The sequence below is a fragment of the Thalassococcus sp. genome, assembly GCF_982780845.1.
In genome coordinates, this window is record NZ_CEYADA010000015.1 from 66,655 (window position 1) to 80,578 (window position 13,924).

General features: G+C 58.2%; 16 protein-coding genes. 1 reads left to right on the forward strand and 15 read right to left on the reverse strand.

The genetic code is table 11. The features are described from left to right. Window positions 1–39 precede the first annotated feature (39 nt). The 14 genes from AC4FIA_RS15345 to pyrC all read right to left on the reverse strand — a co-directional run bounded on the left by AC4FIA_RS15345 (window position 40) and on the right by pyrC (window position 12,554). Entirely contained in the window at window positions 40–684 is a 645-nt protein-coding gene (locus AC4FIA_RS15345) for a protein-L-isoaspartate(D-aspartate) O-methyltransferase (protein WP_103909983.1), read from the reverse strand. Further along, complete coding sequence (surE, locus tag AC4FIA_RS15350) at window positions 681–1,466, reverse strand: 5'/3'-nucleotidase SurE (protein WP_490366577.1); 786 nt, start codon at window positions 1,464–1,466, stop codon at window positions 681–683. Before surE ends, AC4FIA_RS15345 begins: the two co-directional genes overlap by 4 nt. A gap of 72 nt (window positions 1,467–1,538) precedes the next feature. After that, complete coding sequence (locus AC4FIA_RS15355) at window positions 1,539–2,177, reverse strand: SDR family NAD(P)-dependent oxidoreductase (protein ID WP_287474714.1); 639 nt, start codon at window positions 2,175–2,177, stop codon at window positions 1,539–1,541. Between the two features lie 59 nt (window positions 2,178–2,236). After that, window positions 2,237–2,698 (reverse strand): YHS domain-containing (seleno)protein, encoded by a 462-nt coding sequence (locus AC4FIA_RS15360; RefSeq protein ID WP_490366578.1) that lies wholly within the window; start codon window positions 2,696–2,698, stop codon window positions 2,237–2,239. A gap of 118 nt (window positions 2,699–2,816) precedes the next feature. Continuing rightward, the gene (locus tag AC4FIA_RS15365; protein ID WP_490366579.1) at window positions 2,817–3,386 is read right to left on the reverse strand and encodes a DUF2199 domain-containing protein; all 570 of its coding nucleotides are present in this window, start codon (window positions 3,384–3,386) and stop codon (window positions 2,817–2,819) included. A 45-nt stretch (window positions 3,387–3,431) separates the two neighbouring features. Continuing rightward, on the reverse strand, window positions 3,432–4,892 hold the full coding sequence (gene purF, locus AC4FIA_RS15370) for an amidophosphoribosyltransferase (protein ID WP_200813185.1): 1,461 nt from the start codon (window positions 4,890–4,892) through the stop codon (window positions 3,432–3,434). A gap of 137 nt (window positions 4,893–5,029) precedes the next feature. Continuing rightward, complete coding sequence (locus tag AC4FIA_RS15375) at window positions 5,030–5,602, reverse strand: CvpA family protein (RefSeq protein ID WP_103909978.1); 573 nt, start codon at window positions 5,600–5,602, stop codon at window positions 5,030–5,032. A 32-nt stretch (window positions 5,603–5,634) separates the two neighbouring features. Beyond that, window positions 5,635–7,002 (reverse strand): DNA repair protein RadA, encoded by a 1,368-nt coding sequence (gene radA / locus AC4FIA_RS15380; protein WP_490366580.1) that lies wholly within the window; start codon window positions 7,000–7,002, stop codon window positions 5,635–5,637. A 58-nt stretch (window positions 7,003–7,060) separates the two neighbouring features. After that, a complete protein-coding gene (locus AC4FIA_RS15385; protein WP_490366611.1) occupies window positions 7,061–7,513 on the reverse strand; it encodes a paraquat-inducible protein A in 453 nt (150 codons plus the stop codon). Continuing rightward, window positions 7,506–7,901 carry a hypothetical protein gene (locus AC4FIA_RS15390; protein ID WP_490366581.1) on the reverse strand — a complete coding sequence of 132 codons (396 nt, stop codon included), beginning with the start codon at window positions 7,899–7,901 and terminating at the stop codon, window positions 7,506–7,508. Before AC4FIA_RS15390 ends, AC4FIA_RS15385 begins: the two co-directional genes overlap by 8 nt. Before the next feature lie 74 nt (window positions 7,902–7,975). Further along, window positions 7,976–9,013: an alanine racemase gene (alr, locus tag AC4FIA_RS15395; RefSeq protein ID WP_490366582.1), complete on the reverse strand. Its 1,038-nt coding sequence runs from the start codon at window positions 9,011–9,013 to the stop codon at window positions 7,976–7,978. An 81-nt stretch (window positions 9,014–9,094) separates the two neighbouring features. Further along, complete coding sequence (locus tag AC4FIA_RS15400; protein WP_287474683.1) at window positions 9,095–10,582, reverse strand: replicative DNA helicase; 1,488 nt, start codon at window positions 10,580–10,582, stop codon at window positions 9,095–9,097. A gap of 226 nt (window positions 10,583–10,808) precedes the next feature. Next, window positions 10,809–11,486: an orotate phosphoribosyltransferase gene (locus tag AC4FIA_RS15405; protein ID WP_490366583.1), complete on the reverse strand. Its 678-nt coding sequence runs from the start codon at window positions 11,484–11,486 to the stop codon at window positions 10,809–10,811. 27 nt (window positions 11,487–11,513) lie between these two features. Next, window positions 11,514–12,554: a dihydroorotase gene (gene pyrC / locus AC4FIA_RS15410; protein ID WP_490366612.1), complete on the reverse strand. Its 1,041-nt coding sequence runs from the start codon at window positions 12,552–12,554 to the stop codon at window positions 11,514–11,516. Between the two features lie 117 nt (window positions 12,555–12,671). On the opposite strand from pyrC, the gene AC4FIA_RS15415 reads away from it, so the two are divergent. Next, complete coding sequence (locus AC4FIA_RS15415) at window positions 12,672–12,947, forward strand: hypothetical protein (protein ID WP_103909973.1); 276 nt, start codon at window positions 12,672–12,674, stop codon at window positions 12,945–12,947. Here the strand turns inward: AC4FIA_RS15415 and AC4FIA_RS15420 are convergent. Continuing rightward, entirely contained in the window at window positions 12,931–13,899 is a 969-nt protein-coding gene (locus AC4FIA_RS15420) for a phosphoadenosine phosphosulfate reductase (protein ID WP_490366584.1), read from the reverse strand. The two genes, AC4FIA_RS15415 and AC4FIA_RS15420, sit on opposite strands and share 17 nt — an antisense overlap. Window positions 13,900–13,924 lie beyond the last annotated feature (25 nt).

Below are 13,924 nucleotides of genomic sequence, written 5' to 3' on the forward strand. Positions count from 1 at the left end.
GCCCCTTGTTGCCGGAACGTCTGGTAGTTCAAAGAGGGATTAGCTTTCTTTGCCCATCCCCTCAAGTAGTGGGACAAACCGCACGGCGCGCAGTTCATCATAGTCATAGCCGGTTTCCGTGCGCGTTACCTTGATCAGGCTTTGCACAGCGTCCGACTGGCCCACGGGTACAACCATAATACCGCCGATCTTAAGCTGCGCCAATAGGGGGCCCGGCGGGTCTTCTGCGGCGGCTGTCACAATAATACGGTCGAACGGCGCCTGATCCGGCAAGCCAAAGCTTCCGTCGGCAGCAAAGGCGGTGATGTTCACCAATCCCAATTCGTCGAAAACCTCGCGGGCTTCACGGACAAGGCGGGCGTGCCGGTCAACGGTATAAACGCGTCGCGCCAGCTGGCTTAGGATTGCGGCCTGATAGCCAGAGCCTGTCCCGACCTCGAGCACCTTGTCACGCGGTGAGATGTCCAAGGCCTGTGTCATCAGCCCGACGACAGAGGGCTGCGAAATCGTCTGGCCGCAGGCAATTGGCAGCGGCATGTCTTCATACGCGCGGTCGGTGAAGTAGTGCCGGATGAATGGCAGGCGATCGATTTTCTCCATCGCGTTCAGCACGGCGCTGTTCGTGACCCCCTTTGAGCGGAGCGCAAAGAGAAACTGCATTTTGCGTTCCGCGTCGATCGTCATGAGAAATGGCTTTCCAGATCGTCGAGCGTATGATGCGCGGTGAAATCGGCCTGCATGGGCGTGACGCTGATGTAGCCGTCCAGATTGGCCTGCGCGTCTGTCTTATGCCCGGTGGTGCGCCGCTGGTCGCCGCCACGGATCCACATGTAACGACGGCCCGTGGGCGAGATGTGCGGCTCAACAGAAAAACCTGTGCCCTTGCGCAGTCCCTGTCGCACAACTTGGGTGCCTTTGACTTGATCGGCAGGCACGGGCGGGAAGTTGACGTTGTAGAACAGCTTATAGCCGTCTGCGTCACCAAATCCGAAATCCAGAATTTTGCGAACGACGTCGGCACCGTGCTGTGCTGCGGCCTCAAACGGATCGTCCAGATTGACGTTGTCGGGGCCGTAATATTGAGACAGCGCAATCGCGGGCAGACCCTGAAGGGCCGCTTCCAGTGCGCCGCCCAAAGTGCCGGAATACAACGCATTTTCGGCCGAGTTGTTGCCGCGGTTCACACCGGAAAGGACCAGATCTATGGTCTTGTTCTTTAGCACGTCGTGGACGCCGGCAAGAACGCAATCGGCGGGGCTGCCTTCGGCGGCAAAGCGACGATCATCCAGCTGACTGATCATGAACGGATGGCTGTAGCTGACACAATGCCCGACGCCGGATTGTTCGAACGCCGGTGCGACGGTCCAAACCTCGCCACTGTCGCCTGCAAGTTCGTTTGCGATCGCATGCAGGGTTTTCAGGCCCGGTGCATTGATCCCGTCGTCATTGGTAATGAGAATGCGCATACGTTCCGCCTTTGCCTTTCGACCTGAATAGGCAAACACGGAACGCGGGGCAAGCGCGGCAAGGCTTTGCTATCAGATGATTTGTTGCAGAAGTTCTGCGGCCACATCTTTCGGTAGCGGTAGTGCGTCTTTGTCTTCGCCGGGGAAGAAGCGACCACGGGTCGCCGTGCGCAACGGACCGGGCGAAAGGATCTTCACCTTAGGCCCGATTTTTTCCGCTTCGGACTGCCAGCTGCGGACAAGTGCCATCTGCGCGGCTTTTGTTGCACCGTAGTGACCAAAGAACTTTTCGCCCGCGTGGGTGTCGTCGAAAAACACAGCTGTGCCTTCCGGCCCGATCAGCGGCGCGATGAAGGGGATCAGGTGGCCCATTGCCGTGACATTGGTGTTTACCGACTTGTCCCAATCTTTCTGGTCCAGATGATCGGCAGGGGCCAAGGGGGCCGCATGGATCGCGGTGTGGATCCACAGTTTTGCACCGCCCCAGCGGTCAAACACAGAGCGGCACAGTTGTGCCATCGCATCGCGATTGGTCACATCCATCGGGGCCAGCGTGGCATCGCCGCCTTTGGCTTTGATCCGGTCGTCCAGATCTTCCAATCCGCCAACGGTCCGGCCGACGGCGACGATGTGGTATTCAGGGGCAAGCGCCTCGGCCAGGGCAAAGCCGAGGCCACGGGACGCACCGGTGATAAGCGCAATCTGTGTCATGCGCTGCATGTGCCGCTTGCGCGCTGAAAGGTCAAGTATGGTCCTGTGTCGTGCGCGGATTAGCCCAGAATTCCGGGCCAGTTCGCTTCGCCCTTGGCAATATTACCGGGAACGTCCTGAAGCCAGAGTTCGCGGGCGCGCAGGTTGGCGTTCAGGTATAGCTTGCCGTCGTACAGCGTCCACGCCTCGGGCATTGTCGGCGCGAGGTATCCTAGTGAGGCCGCATAGGCGCAGTAACCGCCGAACTGGGGGGCGTATGCGGTCGGGTCTGCTTGGAAGGTGTCTGCGTTGGTCGCGCTGGCAAACTGCCAGATGGCACCGTTCCAGTCGACTTGATGGGCGGGGTTTCCTGCTACAGGGCCGTTGCCATCGAAGTACGCTACAGCGTCTGATCCGTCGATGGCGATGCCGCCTTCTTGGTAGATGTCGGGTTCGCGGGCAAAGGCGGGGCGTGCGGCCAGGATCAGGGCGGGTGTGGCCAGCATCAGGCCAAGCGACGCGCGGCGGGTCAGGGTGTTCATGGTCGTCTCCTTCAGTGAATTATGAAGAAGGTGACCGCGATTGGTTTGTGTTGAAAGGGGGCTGGCGGCGATGTGAGTGGTAGGCGGTGGCCTGTGATCGATTGTAACAAACGTCGCGTTAGTCTGAACTGAGATGCGGGCGGATATCGTTGCCTAACGCCGCGTAGATATCCAACAAGTCGTCAAACGAAATCCCGTTCTTCTGCGCATCTGCCAGCGCGCCTTCTTGCGCGAACAGGCTGGGGCGCATCCCGTCTTCACCGGGGATCAGATTACAGGGAACGGTGTCTTCGTCTTCAAAACCGGGCAGGGTGTTCATCAACCACGCAAAGCAGCCCTCGAACCCATCGTTTTCGCCCGTCGCGTAATCGATATAGGCATAAAAGCTGTCAGGATGGACGCTGCCCCAAACGCCGAAGTTGAACACCTCGTCCGATCCACGGATCGGCAGCGGTAGAACGCAACGGATGTAACGGTATTCGCCGTGACGGCACAGGTCGGTGCCCAGCTTGTCATCGCCGACAACCACTTCGTCCGCGCCTGCATCACGCAGGCTGGCGTGTGGCCACGTGTCGGGATGGTCAAAGCCGATGTCGAAGACGCCATTGAACCGGCGGTCACAACACGGGCAGGTGCGGTTTTCGTCGTTGAAGCGTTTCCAGCGGGCGTCCAGATCAAGAAGGTTCATGTCGTTTCCTGCTTGGCTTAGCCCGCTGTGGGCCGGTCAGCCGCCTTATTCGGCGGCTGTTTTCATTTTGAAGCCCTTTTCGATCATATCCGCCGGTGTGACAGGATATTCGCCCGAGAAACAGGCGTCGCAATACTGCGGGCATTTGGCGTTACGGCCTTCGGCCTCACCAACCGCACGATACAGACCATCGAGCGAGATAAAGCGCAGGCTGTCCACCTGAAGGTGGTCACGCATTTCGTCTTCGGACATGGTGGCCGCCAGCAGCTTTTCACGCTGGGGCGTGTCTACACCGTAGAAGCACGGCCATGCTGTGGGCGGCGACGCGATACGGAAGTGGACCTCGGCCGCGCCAGCATCAAGGATCATTTCCTTGATCTTGCGGCTGGTGGTGCCGCGCACAACCGAGTCATCCACGAGGATCACACGTTTGCCTTCGATCAGGGCGCGGTTGACGTTCAGCTTCAGACGCACACCCATGTTACGGATCTGTTCGGTGGGCTCGATGAAGGTCCGGCCCATGTACTGGTTCCGGACGATGCCCATGCCGTAGGGAATACCGCTTTCATGCGCAAAACCGATGGCGGCAGGCGTGCCACTGTCGGGGACGGGGCAGACCAGATCGGCCTCGACTGGAGCTTCGCGGGCCAGTTCCACACCGATCTGACGGCGTGTCTCATAGACGGAACGTCCGCCGATGATCGAGTCAGGACGCGAGAAGTAGACGTGTTCAAAGATGCAGAACTTGGACGGCTGTGGGCGGAACGGGTGGCTGCTTTCCACGCCTTTTTCCGCTGTGATGACAACCATTTCGCCGGGTTCGATTTCACGCACAAATGTCGCGCCGATGATGTCCAGCGCGCAGGTTTCCGATGCCAGCGCATACCCGTCACCGATTTTACCCAGAACCAGCGGGCGTACGCCCAGCGGGTCACGCACACCGATCAGCTTGGTGCGGGTCATCGCGATGACCGAGAACGCGCCTTCGACACGGCGCAGCGCGTCTTCCATCCGGCTGGGGATGTTGCGCTGAAGCGAACGGGCCATCAGGTGGATGATGCATTCACTGTCGGACGACGACTGGAAGATCGAACCACGTTCAATCAACTCGCGGCGCAGGGCATCGGCGTTTGTGATGTTGCCGTTGTGCGCGATCGCCGCACCGCCCATGGAAAATTCGCCAAAGAACGGCTGAACGTCGCGGATTTGTGTCTGACCCTTTGAACCGGCTGTGGAATAGCGCACGTGGCCGATTGCCAGTTCGCCGGGCAGCGTTTTCATCAGGGACTGCGATGTAAAGTTATCACGGACATAGCCAAACCGGCGGGCTGAATTGAAGCCCTGTTCGGGGTCATGGCTGACGATACCGCCTGCTTCCTGACCACGGTGTTGCAAGGCATGCAGGCCAAGAGCCACAAAGTTCGCAGCATCGGCAACGCCGACGCACCCGAAAATTCCGCACTCCTCTTTCAGTTTGTCGTCATCAAACGGGTGAGCGGGGGGCATTTGGGGATCCATCAAGGCAGCTCCGAATCCAGTTAGGTGCATCTTTACCGCCCTCATAAGGGCTGATTGCCGTCGTGTCACGAAACGATCACAAAAGAAATCGCCCGCCAAGGTGGCGGGCGTTCGGATCGTTGGTTTTAGCCGTCGGTGCCTGCGGGTGCTTCGCAAACGCCTACAAGTTGTTCATATTGTGTGGTGATCCAGCCAAGAGCCTGATCCGGGTTCTGTTCTTCGATCTTGTCGGTGAACTGGCTGAAAACAGCGGCAGAGCGGCTGTCTTCGATCATCGCAATGTCCTGCGACGTAATGACTGTTTCATAGACGAAGAACGCGATGGCCACCAAAAGGATGCCGCGCGCGACACCGAAAAGAAAGCCAAGGCCCTGATCCAACCCGCCCAGAACAGAGCGCTGGACAAGGCTTGAGAAGACCGGTGTGAACAGCGAAACGACGATCAGGGCCGCGGCAAAGACCGTTGCGAAGGCCGCGATGATCGACAGTTCACAGCTGTCAGACAGGAATTCGCCGACGACCGGCAGTTCTTTGACGATCGGTTGAACCTGAGGCGCGAACAAAAAGGCCAGAAACGCAGCCGCGATCCAGCCAAGGATCGCAAGCGATTCCCGCACAAGGCCACGCGAATACGCCAGAAGCGCCGAAAGAACGATAACGACGGCAACAACCGCGTCTACTGCTGTAAAACCTTCCATGGCTTTGTGCCTTCTCTTTTCGTTTTGGCCGCTTAACCAGCGCCGAATACTTCACCCACAAAACTTGTCAAATCCGGAGTCTGGACCAATGACATGCCTGATGCATCTGCGGCTTTGCCTCCAGATGGCACGATTGCGCTGGTGAAACCAAGTTTCTGCGCTTCTTTCAACCTGTTTTCGGTTTGTGACACCGGTCTGAGCGCCCCACTGAGACTTATTTCCCCGAAAACCACGGTTTCAGCGGGCAGGGCGCTGTCTTCACGTGCCGACAAAAGGGCGGCGGCGACGGCAAGATCAGCGGCGGGTTCAGAAATTTTCATGCCGCCCGCGACGTTCAGATAAACATCCAAACCAGCAAAGGGGATGCCGCAGCGCGCCTCAAGCACGGCCAAAATCATCGACAGACGGCTGCCGTCCCATCCGACAACCGCGCGTCGGGGTTGGGAATGGGGGCTGGGCGCGACCAGCGCCTGTAGTTCGCAAAGAACAGGCCGCGTGCCTTCGATGCCACTGAAAACGACCGAACCGGGGCTGGGCTGGGCGCGTTCGGACAGGAACAGGGCAGAGGGGTTCACCACCTCGGCCAGACCGGCGCCTGTCATCTCGAACACACCGATTTCGTCCGCGGGACCAAAACGGTTTTTCACAGCGCGAAGAATACGGAACTGATGGCCGCGTTCGCCTTCGAAATAAAGGACCGTATCGACCATGTGTTCCACAACACGCGGGCCCGCGATCTGGCCCTCTTTGGTGACATGGCCCACCATGATGACAGAAACATTCCGGCGCTTGGCAACGGTCGTCAGTTCGTGCGCCGAAGCGCGAACCTGAGACACGCTGCCCGGTGCGCTATCAACGTTGTCGACCCACATGGTCTGGATTGAATCGATGATGACCAGATCGGGTTGTTCGGCCTCAAGCGTGGTAAGGATATCGCGCAGATTGGTTTCGGCCGCCAGTTTGACAGTTGAATCCGCCAAGCCAAGACGTTGCGCGCGCATACGAACCTGCGCGCTGGCCTCTTCGCCGCTGGCATAGACCACTTTCAGACCAGCCTGCGCAAACTGCGCCGCTGCCTGAAGAAGCAATGTGGATTTCCCGATGCCCGGGTCGCCGCCGACAAGAATGGCGCTGGACGGAACAAGTCCTCCACCAAGAACGCGGTCCAGTTCGGACAGGCCGCTGGCGGTGCGTGGCGGTGGTGTTTCCTTGCTGGAAAGATCGCTTAGGGGAACGGTGCGCCCCTTGGCGCGGCCTAAGGATTTGGAACTTGGGCCTGCCGACAGCGGGGCCTCTTCCTGAATTGTGTTCCATTCCCCGCACGCTTCGCAGCGGCCGGACCATTTGGAGCTACTTGCACCACAGGCGGTACAAACGAACAGAGCGGAAACTTTTGCCATACCCGCTTTTGGCGCAAAGATGGGTGCGCCGCAAGACGCGGCTTTGTGGTGTCGGCACTTACATGCTGTGGTCAGTTTTCGAGGTTTTTTGCCAGTGCCCGACAAACATCGAAGCCAATATGCAAAACGTGAACAAATAAAGGCCCCAAGCGGTTTCGATCCGTCCCACCCCGATGCCTTTTGACAAGGTGATGTATACGGCAATCAGGAAAACATCCGCCATTGCGACACGGCCCGCGAAGGTGATCGCTTTGGTCACGCGGTTGGGAAGCGTGGACAGTTCATTCAACGCCAGCCCGATCAGCTTCAGAACAGGGGCGACCAGCGCGAATAGCGCCACAAGTACAGCAAGGAAGATATCCGTTTCTATCAATGACCGAATGCCGGACATGACGCTGATTTCTGACAAGCTGAAGAGCGGGAGCAATCCGGCGCGGGCCAAGGGGGCGAACCACGATATAGGGTAGAGCACCGCAATCAGGATAATTGCCGCCAGCCTGATCTTACCAATCGACAAAGGTTGCCCCCCATGTCGCGAAAAGCGCCAGAACCAAAGCTATATGCAACCAGTCGATTGTCCGCCGTTTCACTTTGGGCACGAAGGCCGTTGCGGCAAAGATTAAGGAAAGCCCCACAGGTGCCAGCATTCCGTTCTGCAGTCCAAGTAGAAGCGCCGTTTGACGACCCAGTGGCAGCCCGTACCATCCCAGACTGGGTGCAAACAGAGTTATTAGTGCCCAAGATGACAGCAGAAAGACAAGGAAAGACACCAACCGTGCCTTTGCCTGCGACGTGAATATCCGAAACAAGGAAAGCAAAAAAAGTATTTGGAAAAATACAAATTTTTTGAAGAACAAAAACGTCAGGACGCTGTAATTCGGTTCAAAAAATGACTGCATGCGTTCCTCGATTTGCAACGGGTTGCAAATTAGATGGCATCCCGTTGCGCTGGCTTCAACAAGCGGGGCGAAAATCAGCCGTCGATGTAGTGTCTGTCGTATCGTGCGCCCAAAGACGTAAGGATTTCGTATCCGATTGTTCCGGCCGCATCGGCCAAGGTGTCGACGGATTGGTGACGTCCCAGCAATTCGACCGTTTCAGGCATCTCGGCGACGTTTGTGACATCCACTGCGATCAGGTCCATGGAAATGCGCCCAAGGATTTTGCAGCGCTGTTCGCCCGCATAGACATAGGCCTTGGGGCCCATTGCACGAATGATCCCGTCGGCGTAGCCCGCCGCAATAGTGGCCACATAGGTGGGCTGTTCGGCGATCCATGTGTTGCCATAGCCAACGGATTCACCTTCTTCAACGGTGCGTACCTGAATGACCGGAATGTCCAGCGACGCGACGGGTTGCGCATCGACAAAGGGCAGGCCGCCATAAAGGCCGATGCCGGGACGGCACAGATCAAAGTGATAGTCCGGCCCCAACAGGATGCCACCCGTCGCCGACAGCGACCGAGGCGCGTCAACGTCATGGGTCATCTCTTTGAAAACACGCAGTTGTTGCGCGTTCATCGGGTGGTCCGGCTCATCGGCGCAGGCCAGATGGCTCATAACCAGTTCCGGGTTCTGGCCCAACGCGATCTCGCGCAGCGCAGACCATTCGGCAGGCTCCATGCCTAACCGGTTCATGCCTGTGTCCAACTGAACGCCGAACGGATGACCGGGCAGCGTTTCCATGTGCAAGAGCATCTGGTCAAGGCTGTTGATCATCGGGGTCAGGCGCGCGCCGCTGATTTTCTCGGCGTCGCCGTTCATATGTCCGGAAAAGACGCAGATTTCAGGGCCGTGACCCAGCGCCTGACGCAGGACGACGCCTTCCTCGGCCAGGGCGACAAAGAATTTGCGGACGCCGATCTGGGCCAGCATCTGGGACACTTTTCCAGCGCCAAGGCCGTATGAATCGGCTTTGACCACCGCCGCGGTTTCGCAGGCGGTTTTGCTGTTCAGGTTGCGCCAGTTGGTGCGAAGCGCGTTCAGATCGATAGTAAGAGTAGATTGAGCCATGCGGTTTCTTTGCCTTGCCTTAGGAACAGGTCAAGGGAAAAACGCAGCAGATACGACGCATTATGACGCGGGGTGCGCCTGTTAGTAGTCTTCGACAGCGTTGTTCTGCCAGGCTTTCGCAAGGTTGCCAAAGCGTGTGAACTGGCTTTCGAACGACAGTTCGACTGTCCCAATCGGACCGTGACGCTGTTTGCCGATGATCACCTCGGCCTTGCCGTGCAAACGGGACATTTTGTCTTGCCAGACGGCCATTGCTTCAAGGTTGTCATCAGACGGCTTTTCCCGTTCCACGTAATACTCTTCGCGGAACACGAACATAACGGCGTCCGCATCCTGTTCGATCGAGCCCGATTCACGAAGGTCGGACAGCTGCGGGCGTTTATCGTCGCGGCTTTCAACCGTACGGCTAAGCTGGGACAGGGCGACCACAGGGATGTTCAGTTCCTTGGCGATCGCCTTCAGACCCATCGAGATTTCGCCGATCTCTTGCACACGGTTGTCGGACATACCGCGCACCAGCTGAAGGTAGTCGACGATCAGAACGTCGAGGCCATGGGTCCGTTTCAGACGGCGTGCACGGGCGGCCAGCTGTGCGATGGGCAGCGCGGGCGTGTCGTCAATATAAAGCGGGCAGGATTCGAGTTTTTTCGCAGCCTCAACAAAGCGGCGGAATTCATCCTCTTCCATGTCACCCTGACGGATCTTGTGGGACGAAATCTCGGACGCTTCGGACAAAATACGTGCGGCCAACTGTTCCGAGCTCATTTCGAGCGAATAGAAGCCAACGACGCCGCCTTGAATAGCGCCTTCGGTGCCGTCGGGGCGGATACCTTTCTTATAGGCCTTGGCGATATTGTACGCGATGTTGGTCGCAAGCGAGGTCTTACCCATCGACGGACGACCGGCGAGGATCAGAAGGTCAGAGGGGTTCAGGCCACCCAGTTTGGCGTCCAGATCAACCAGTCCGGTCGAAATGCCGGACAGCTTGCCTTCACGCTGGTAGGCGGCGTTGGCAACGTTAACTGCGCCCGTTACTGCCTTGAGAAAGCTGACAAAACCGGAATCTGATTTGCCTTGTTCTGCCAGTTTGTAAAGCGACTGTTCCGCTTGAACAATTTGGTCTTTAGGCTCTGACGCCACTTCGACACGCGCGGCTTTGTCCGCGATTTCACGGCCAAGGGCGATCAGTTCGCGGCGGATCGCCAGATCGTAGATCATCTGGGCGTAATCGCGTACCGCAAATGACGACACTGCTGCACCGGCCAGACGCGCAAGATAGGCCGCACCGCCCAGCTCTTTCAGGCCTTCGTCGTCTTCCATAAACGCCTTGAGCGTTACGGGAGACGCAAGGTTGTTTTTCGCGATCCGCGCCGCGGCGATTTCAAAGATGCGGGCGTGAACAGGGTCGTAGAAATGCTTTTCGCTGATGATCGACGCAACACGGTCATAGACGTCGTTGTTGGTCAGGATAGCGCCCAAGAGCTGTTGTTCAGCCTCGATGGAATGAGGCATCGTGTCAGGCGATTGGATTTCGGCCCCGGTTGGATTGAAAGCCGCTATCTCGTTCATCTGCCCCTCGTTTCATTCGTATTTTTGCCGGTCTGTGGGGCATAGAACAGCCATGCCCTGTGACGCAAACGGTATATTCCTGTGGATATCTTGGGGATATCGAACAGCCGGAAACACCACACTATATTGCGGTACGGATCACTGGTTCGTCAAGATTTAGAAAATGCCGCGGGTGCAGTCAGCATGTTCGTGCTGACTGCAGTGCAGCATTTTTTGGCGCGTTTTGTCAGACTGCGTGTGCCGCCTGCCATTCACGCGGATCACGCAGGAATTTTTCCACTTCGCTGAGTGTCGATTCGTCGAAGCTGCCCATTTCGCGCGCGGCTTCCAGTACGTCCCACCAAGTGCAGAGGTGGTGCAGCGTCACGCCGTGATCGCCTAGCGTCTTTTCGGTTTCCGGAAAAATTCCGTAATAGAAGATCACGGCAGTATGCGCGCAGGACGCGCCAGTGTCGCGGATCGCGTCCACAAAGCTGATCTTGGAACCGCCGTCTGTGGTCAGGTCTTCGACCAGCAGAACCCGCTGGCCTTCGGACATCGCACCTTCGATGCGGGCGTTTCTGCCGTAGCCTTTGGGCTTTTTACGAACGTAGGTCATGGGCAGCGCCATGCGTTCGGCCACCAGCGCAGCAAAGGGAATGCCCGCTGTTTCGCCACCTGCGATGTTATCGAACGCCTCAAACCCGGCATCACGCATCACGGTGACTGTCAGGAAATCCATCAGGGTCGAGCGGATACGCGGGAACGAGATCAGCTTGCGGCAGTCGATATAGGTCGCCGAAGGCAGACCGGACGCCAGAATGAACGGATCTTCCGGGCGGAAGTTCACAGCACCGATTTCCAACAACATCCGCGCGGAAAGGCGGGCGATTTCCTCTTTTGTGGGAAAGCTGGTCGGGATCATCAGTGTACCTTTCTTTGGATCGCGGGGTCAGGCGTTGACGCGCCAGTGCAGCGGCATGGCGGGATCGAAGACGGTCACTTCGGCCTCGCCAGTCTGGATTTTTTCGGGGTAGGTGACGGCATCGCCCTTTGTTAGGGTGATGGTGTCGGTGTTCGCAGGCAGGCCGTAGAACGCAGGGCCATTCAGCGACGTGAAGGCCTCGAGCTTGTCCAAGGCACCGTCTTGTTCGAACACTTCGGCAAGGATCGACATTGTGTTGGTTGCTGTGAAGCAGCCCGCACAGCCACAAGCGCTTTCCTTCGCATCATCGGGGTGCGGCGCGCTGTCGGTGCCAAGGAAGAAGCGGCCTTCGCCCGATGTTGCGGCGTCGCGCAAGGCCAAGCGGTGCTCTTCGCGCTTGGCGACGGGCAGGCAGTAGTAATGCGGTTTGATGCCGCCAACCAGAATGTGGTTACGGTTGATGACCAAGTGGTGCGTTGTGATCGTCGCGCCCAGATCGTCGCCGCCAGAACGGGCATATTCGACGCCTTGGCGCGTGGTGATGTGTTCCATGACCACGCGCAACCCCGGTGTGCTTTTGCGCAGCGGGTCCAGAACGGTGTCGATAAACACAGCTTCGCGGTCAAAGATATCGACGTCATGTGTCGTCACTTCGCCATGCACACACAGGGGCAGGCCGATCTCGGCCATTTTCTCAAGCACCGCGCGGACGTTTTCGAAATTCGTGACGCCCGAGGCCGAGTTCGTCGTGGCACCCGCAGGGTACAGTTTGACCGCCTTGATCAGGCCAGAGGCATGGGCGGCTGCCACATCCTTGGGGTCCGTGTTCTCGGTCAGATAGAGTGTCATCAGCGGCTCGAACGTCATGCCATCGGGCAGGGCCGCCAGAATGCGGTCGCGATAGGCGGCTGCGTCTGTGGATGTCACAACGGGCGGCACAAGGTTCGGCATGATGATCGCACGGCCGAAATGGCGTGCGGTTTCAGGCAGAACGGCCTTGAGCATTGCGCCATCGCGCAGGTGCAGGTGCCAATCGTCGGGGCGGCGGAGTGTCAGCATGTCGGTCATGATTGTGCGGTTAGCACGAGGTGTGACGCGGGGCCAGAGGCATTCTGTGCCCTTGTCCATGTTTACCTTGGTTCCGACATCAGGCAACATCACCGCGAAAGCGAAGGTAGGTTTGCGATGTTGTTGACCATTGTTTTGTCAGTTCTGGCCGGTGCAGCGGTCGTGCCTGTTCAACCACGGGTGACAGAATTTCTGCATCGGTATCTGGATGAAGAAAGGCTGCCTGACGAAGCGGGCCGTAGGTTGATCGCGTTTTGCGTCACGATGGGGTTGGCCGCGCTGATCCTGAGCTTTTTGACGATGCCGACGCCAATGATCCTGATGCTGATCTGCGGATTGATCGGGTACTTTCAGGCCCCGATCCGCGACGCGTTGGTCAGTCGGCGTAGGTAGCGGACTGTGTGTCCGTTTCGGTTTCATCGCCGTCGGTAAGGCGCAGCGTGCGCAGGCGGCGGCGGAACCGGCGAACCGGATGGCGTGGCACCACGTTTTCGCACAGCATCAGGGCAAGGCCTTCGCGCCCGTCGGCGTCCAGCTTGGCGAGCAGTTTCATCAAATAGGGCACGTGATCGCGCCGTGCGCGCAGCATTTTGGCAAAGCTGAGGTCCGTCAGCGTATCGGTGGCAACGGCGATCAGCAAAGGCTCTAGCAGGTCCAGATCGATAATGTCGGATTGCAAAGCCGCGCCCATGAACGGCATGCGGAAGCGTTTGACATTGCTGCGATTGAACAGGGCCGAATGCACCGCGTCCAGATGTTCGCGCGGGTCATAAAGCACATAGGCCTGTTGTGCGGCATCGAGCATATCGGGGGCATATCCATAGCGGTCCGTAAAGGACATCCGACGTTGCTCTGTGAACCGTTCATCCCATTCACTAACGCGCGGATCAAGCGTTGCCTGAGGCTGGAGCGCCAGAACACGTGCGCCCGGTGCGGACACGGAAAACGCCGCGGCTGCGTATCCGCAGGGGCCTGCGCCATAGAAGACGACCTTATCGAATTCGTCAAAGAAACCGTCGTCGCTGAGTTGGTCGAAAAAGCCATAGACCTCGGGTGCGCGGAACCATGTGTCGGATTTCGACACGACCGCCAGATGCGACCAGCCTTCGGATTGAACCATCTGGTAACCCAAAGGCATGCCATCATTGGAAAGGGTCTGAATGCCCGCGAAGCTTTCGAACGTCACAAGCAGCGTATCGCCGTCTTCGACGAACAACCCGTGATGGGCTGGACCGAGTTCTTCGTAGAAACCATGGACGTCGCCGATGGCACGCATACGACCGCGCCAGTCCTTGTAGGACAGCTCGGGCAAATCATCATCAATCAGGTCAGAAATGTCCTGCATTGTCTGCGTATCCTCGATCCGTGGC

Excerpts from the sequence above, each read along its gene's own strand:
- AC4FIA_RS15415 (WP_103909973.1), top strand. The coding sequence starts at position 12,672 with ATGTTGTTGACCATTGTTTTGTCAGTTCTGGCCGGTGCAGCGGTCGTG.
- radA (WP_490366580.1), bottom strand. The coding sequence starts at position 7,002 with ATGGCAAAAGTTTCCGCTCTGTTCGTTTGTACCGCCTGTGGTGCAAGT.
- AC4FIA_RS15375 (WP_103909978.1), bottom strand. The coding sequence starts at position 5,602 with ATGGAAGGTTTTACAGCAGTAGACGCGGTTGTTGCCGTCGTTATCGTT.
- surE (WP_490366577.1), bottom strand. The coding sequence starts at position 1,466 with ATGCGCATTCTCATTACCAATGACGACGGGATCAATGCACCGGGCCTG.
- pyrC (WP_490366612.1), bottom strand. The coding sequence starts at position 12,554 with ATGACCGACATGCTGACACTCCGCCGCCCCGACGATTGGCACCTGCAC.
- AC4FIA_RS15420 (WP_490366584.1), bottom strand. The coding sequence starts at position 13,899 with ATGCAGGACATTTCTGACCTGATTGATGATGATTTGCCCGAGCTGTCC.
- AC4FIA_RS15405 (WP_490366583.1), bottom strand. The coding sequence starts at position 11,486 with ATGATCCCGACCAGCTTTCCCACAAAAGAGGAAATCGCCCGCCTTTCC.
- AC4FIA_RS15390 (WP_490366581.1), bottom strand. The coding sequence starts at position 7,901 with ATGCAGTCATTTTTTGAACCGAATTACAGCGTCCTGACGTTTTTGTTC.
- AC4FIA_RS15360 (WP_490366578.1), bottom strand. The coding sequence starts at position 2,698 with ATGAACACCCTGACCCGCCGCGCGTCGCTTGGCCTGATGCTGGCCACA.
- AC4FIA_RS15345 (WP_103909983.1), bottom strand. The coding sequence starts at position 684 with ATGACGATCGACGCGGAACGCAAAATGCAGTTTCTCTTTGCGCTCCGC.
- AC4FIA_RS15355 (WP_287474714.1), bottom strand. The coding sequence starts at position 2,177 with ATGACACAGATTGCGCTTATCACCGGTGCGTCCCGTGGCCTCGGCTTT.
- AC4FIA_RS15365 (WP_490366579.1), bottom strand. The coding sequence starts at position 3,386 with ATGAACCTTCTTGATCTGGACGCCCGCTGGAAACGCTTCAACGACGAA.
- alr (WP_490366582.1), bottom strand. The coding sequence starts at position 9,013 with ATGGCTCAATCTACTCTTACTATCGATCTGAACGCGCTTCGCACCAAC.
- AC4FIA_RS15400 (WP_287474683.1), bottom strand. The coding sequence starts at position 10,582 with ATGAACGAGATAGCGGCTTTCAATCCAACCGGGGCCGAAATCCAATCG.
- purF (WP_200813185.1), bottom strand. The coding sequence starts at position 4,892 with ATGCCCCCCGCTCACCCGTTTGATGACGACAAACTGAAAGAGGAGTGC.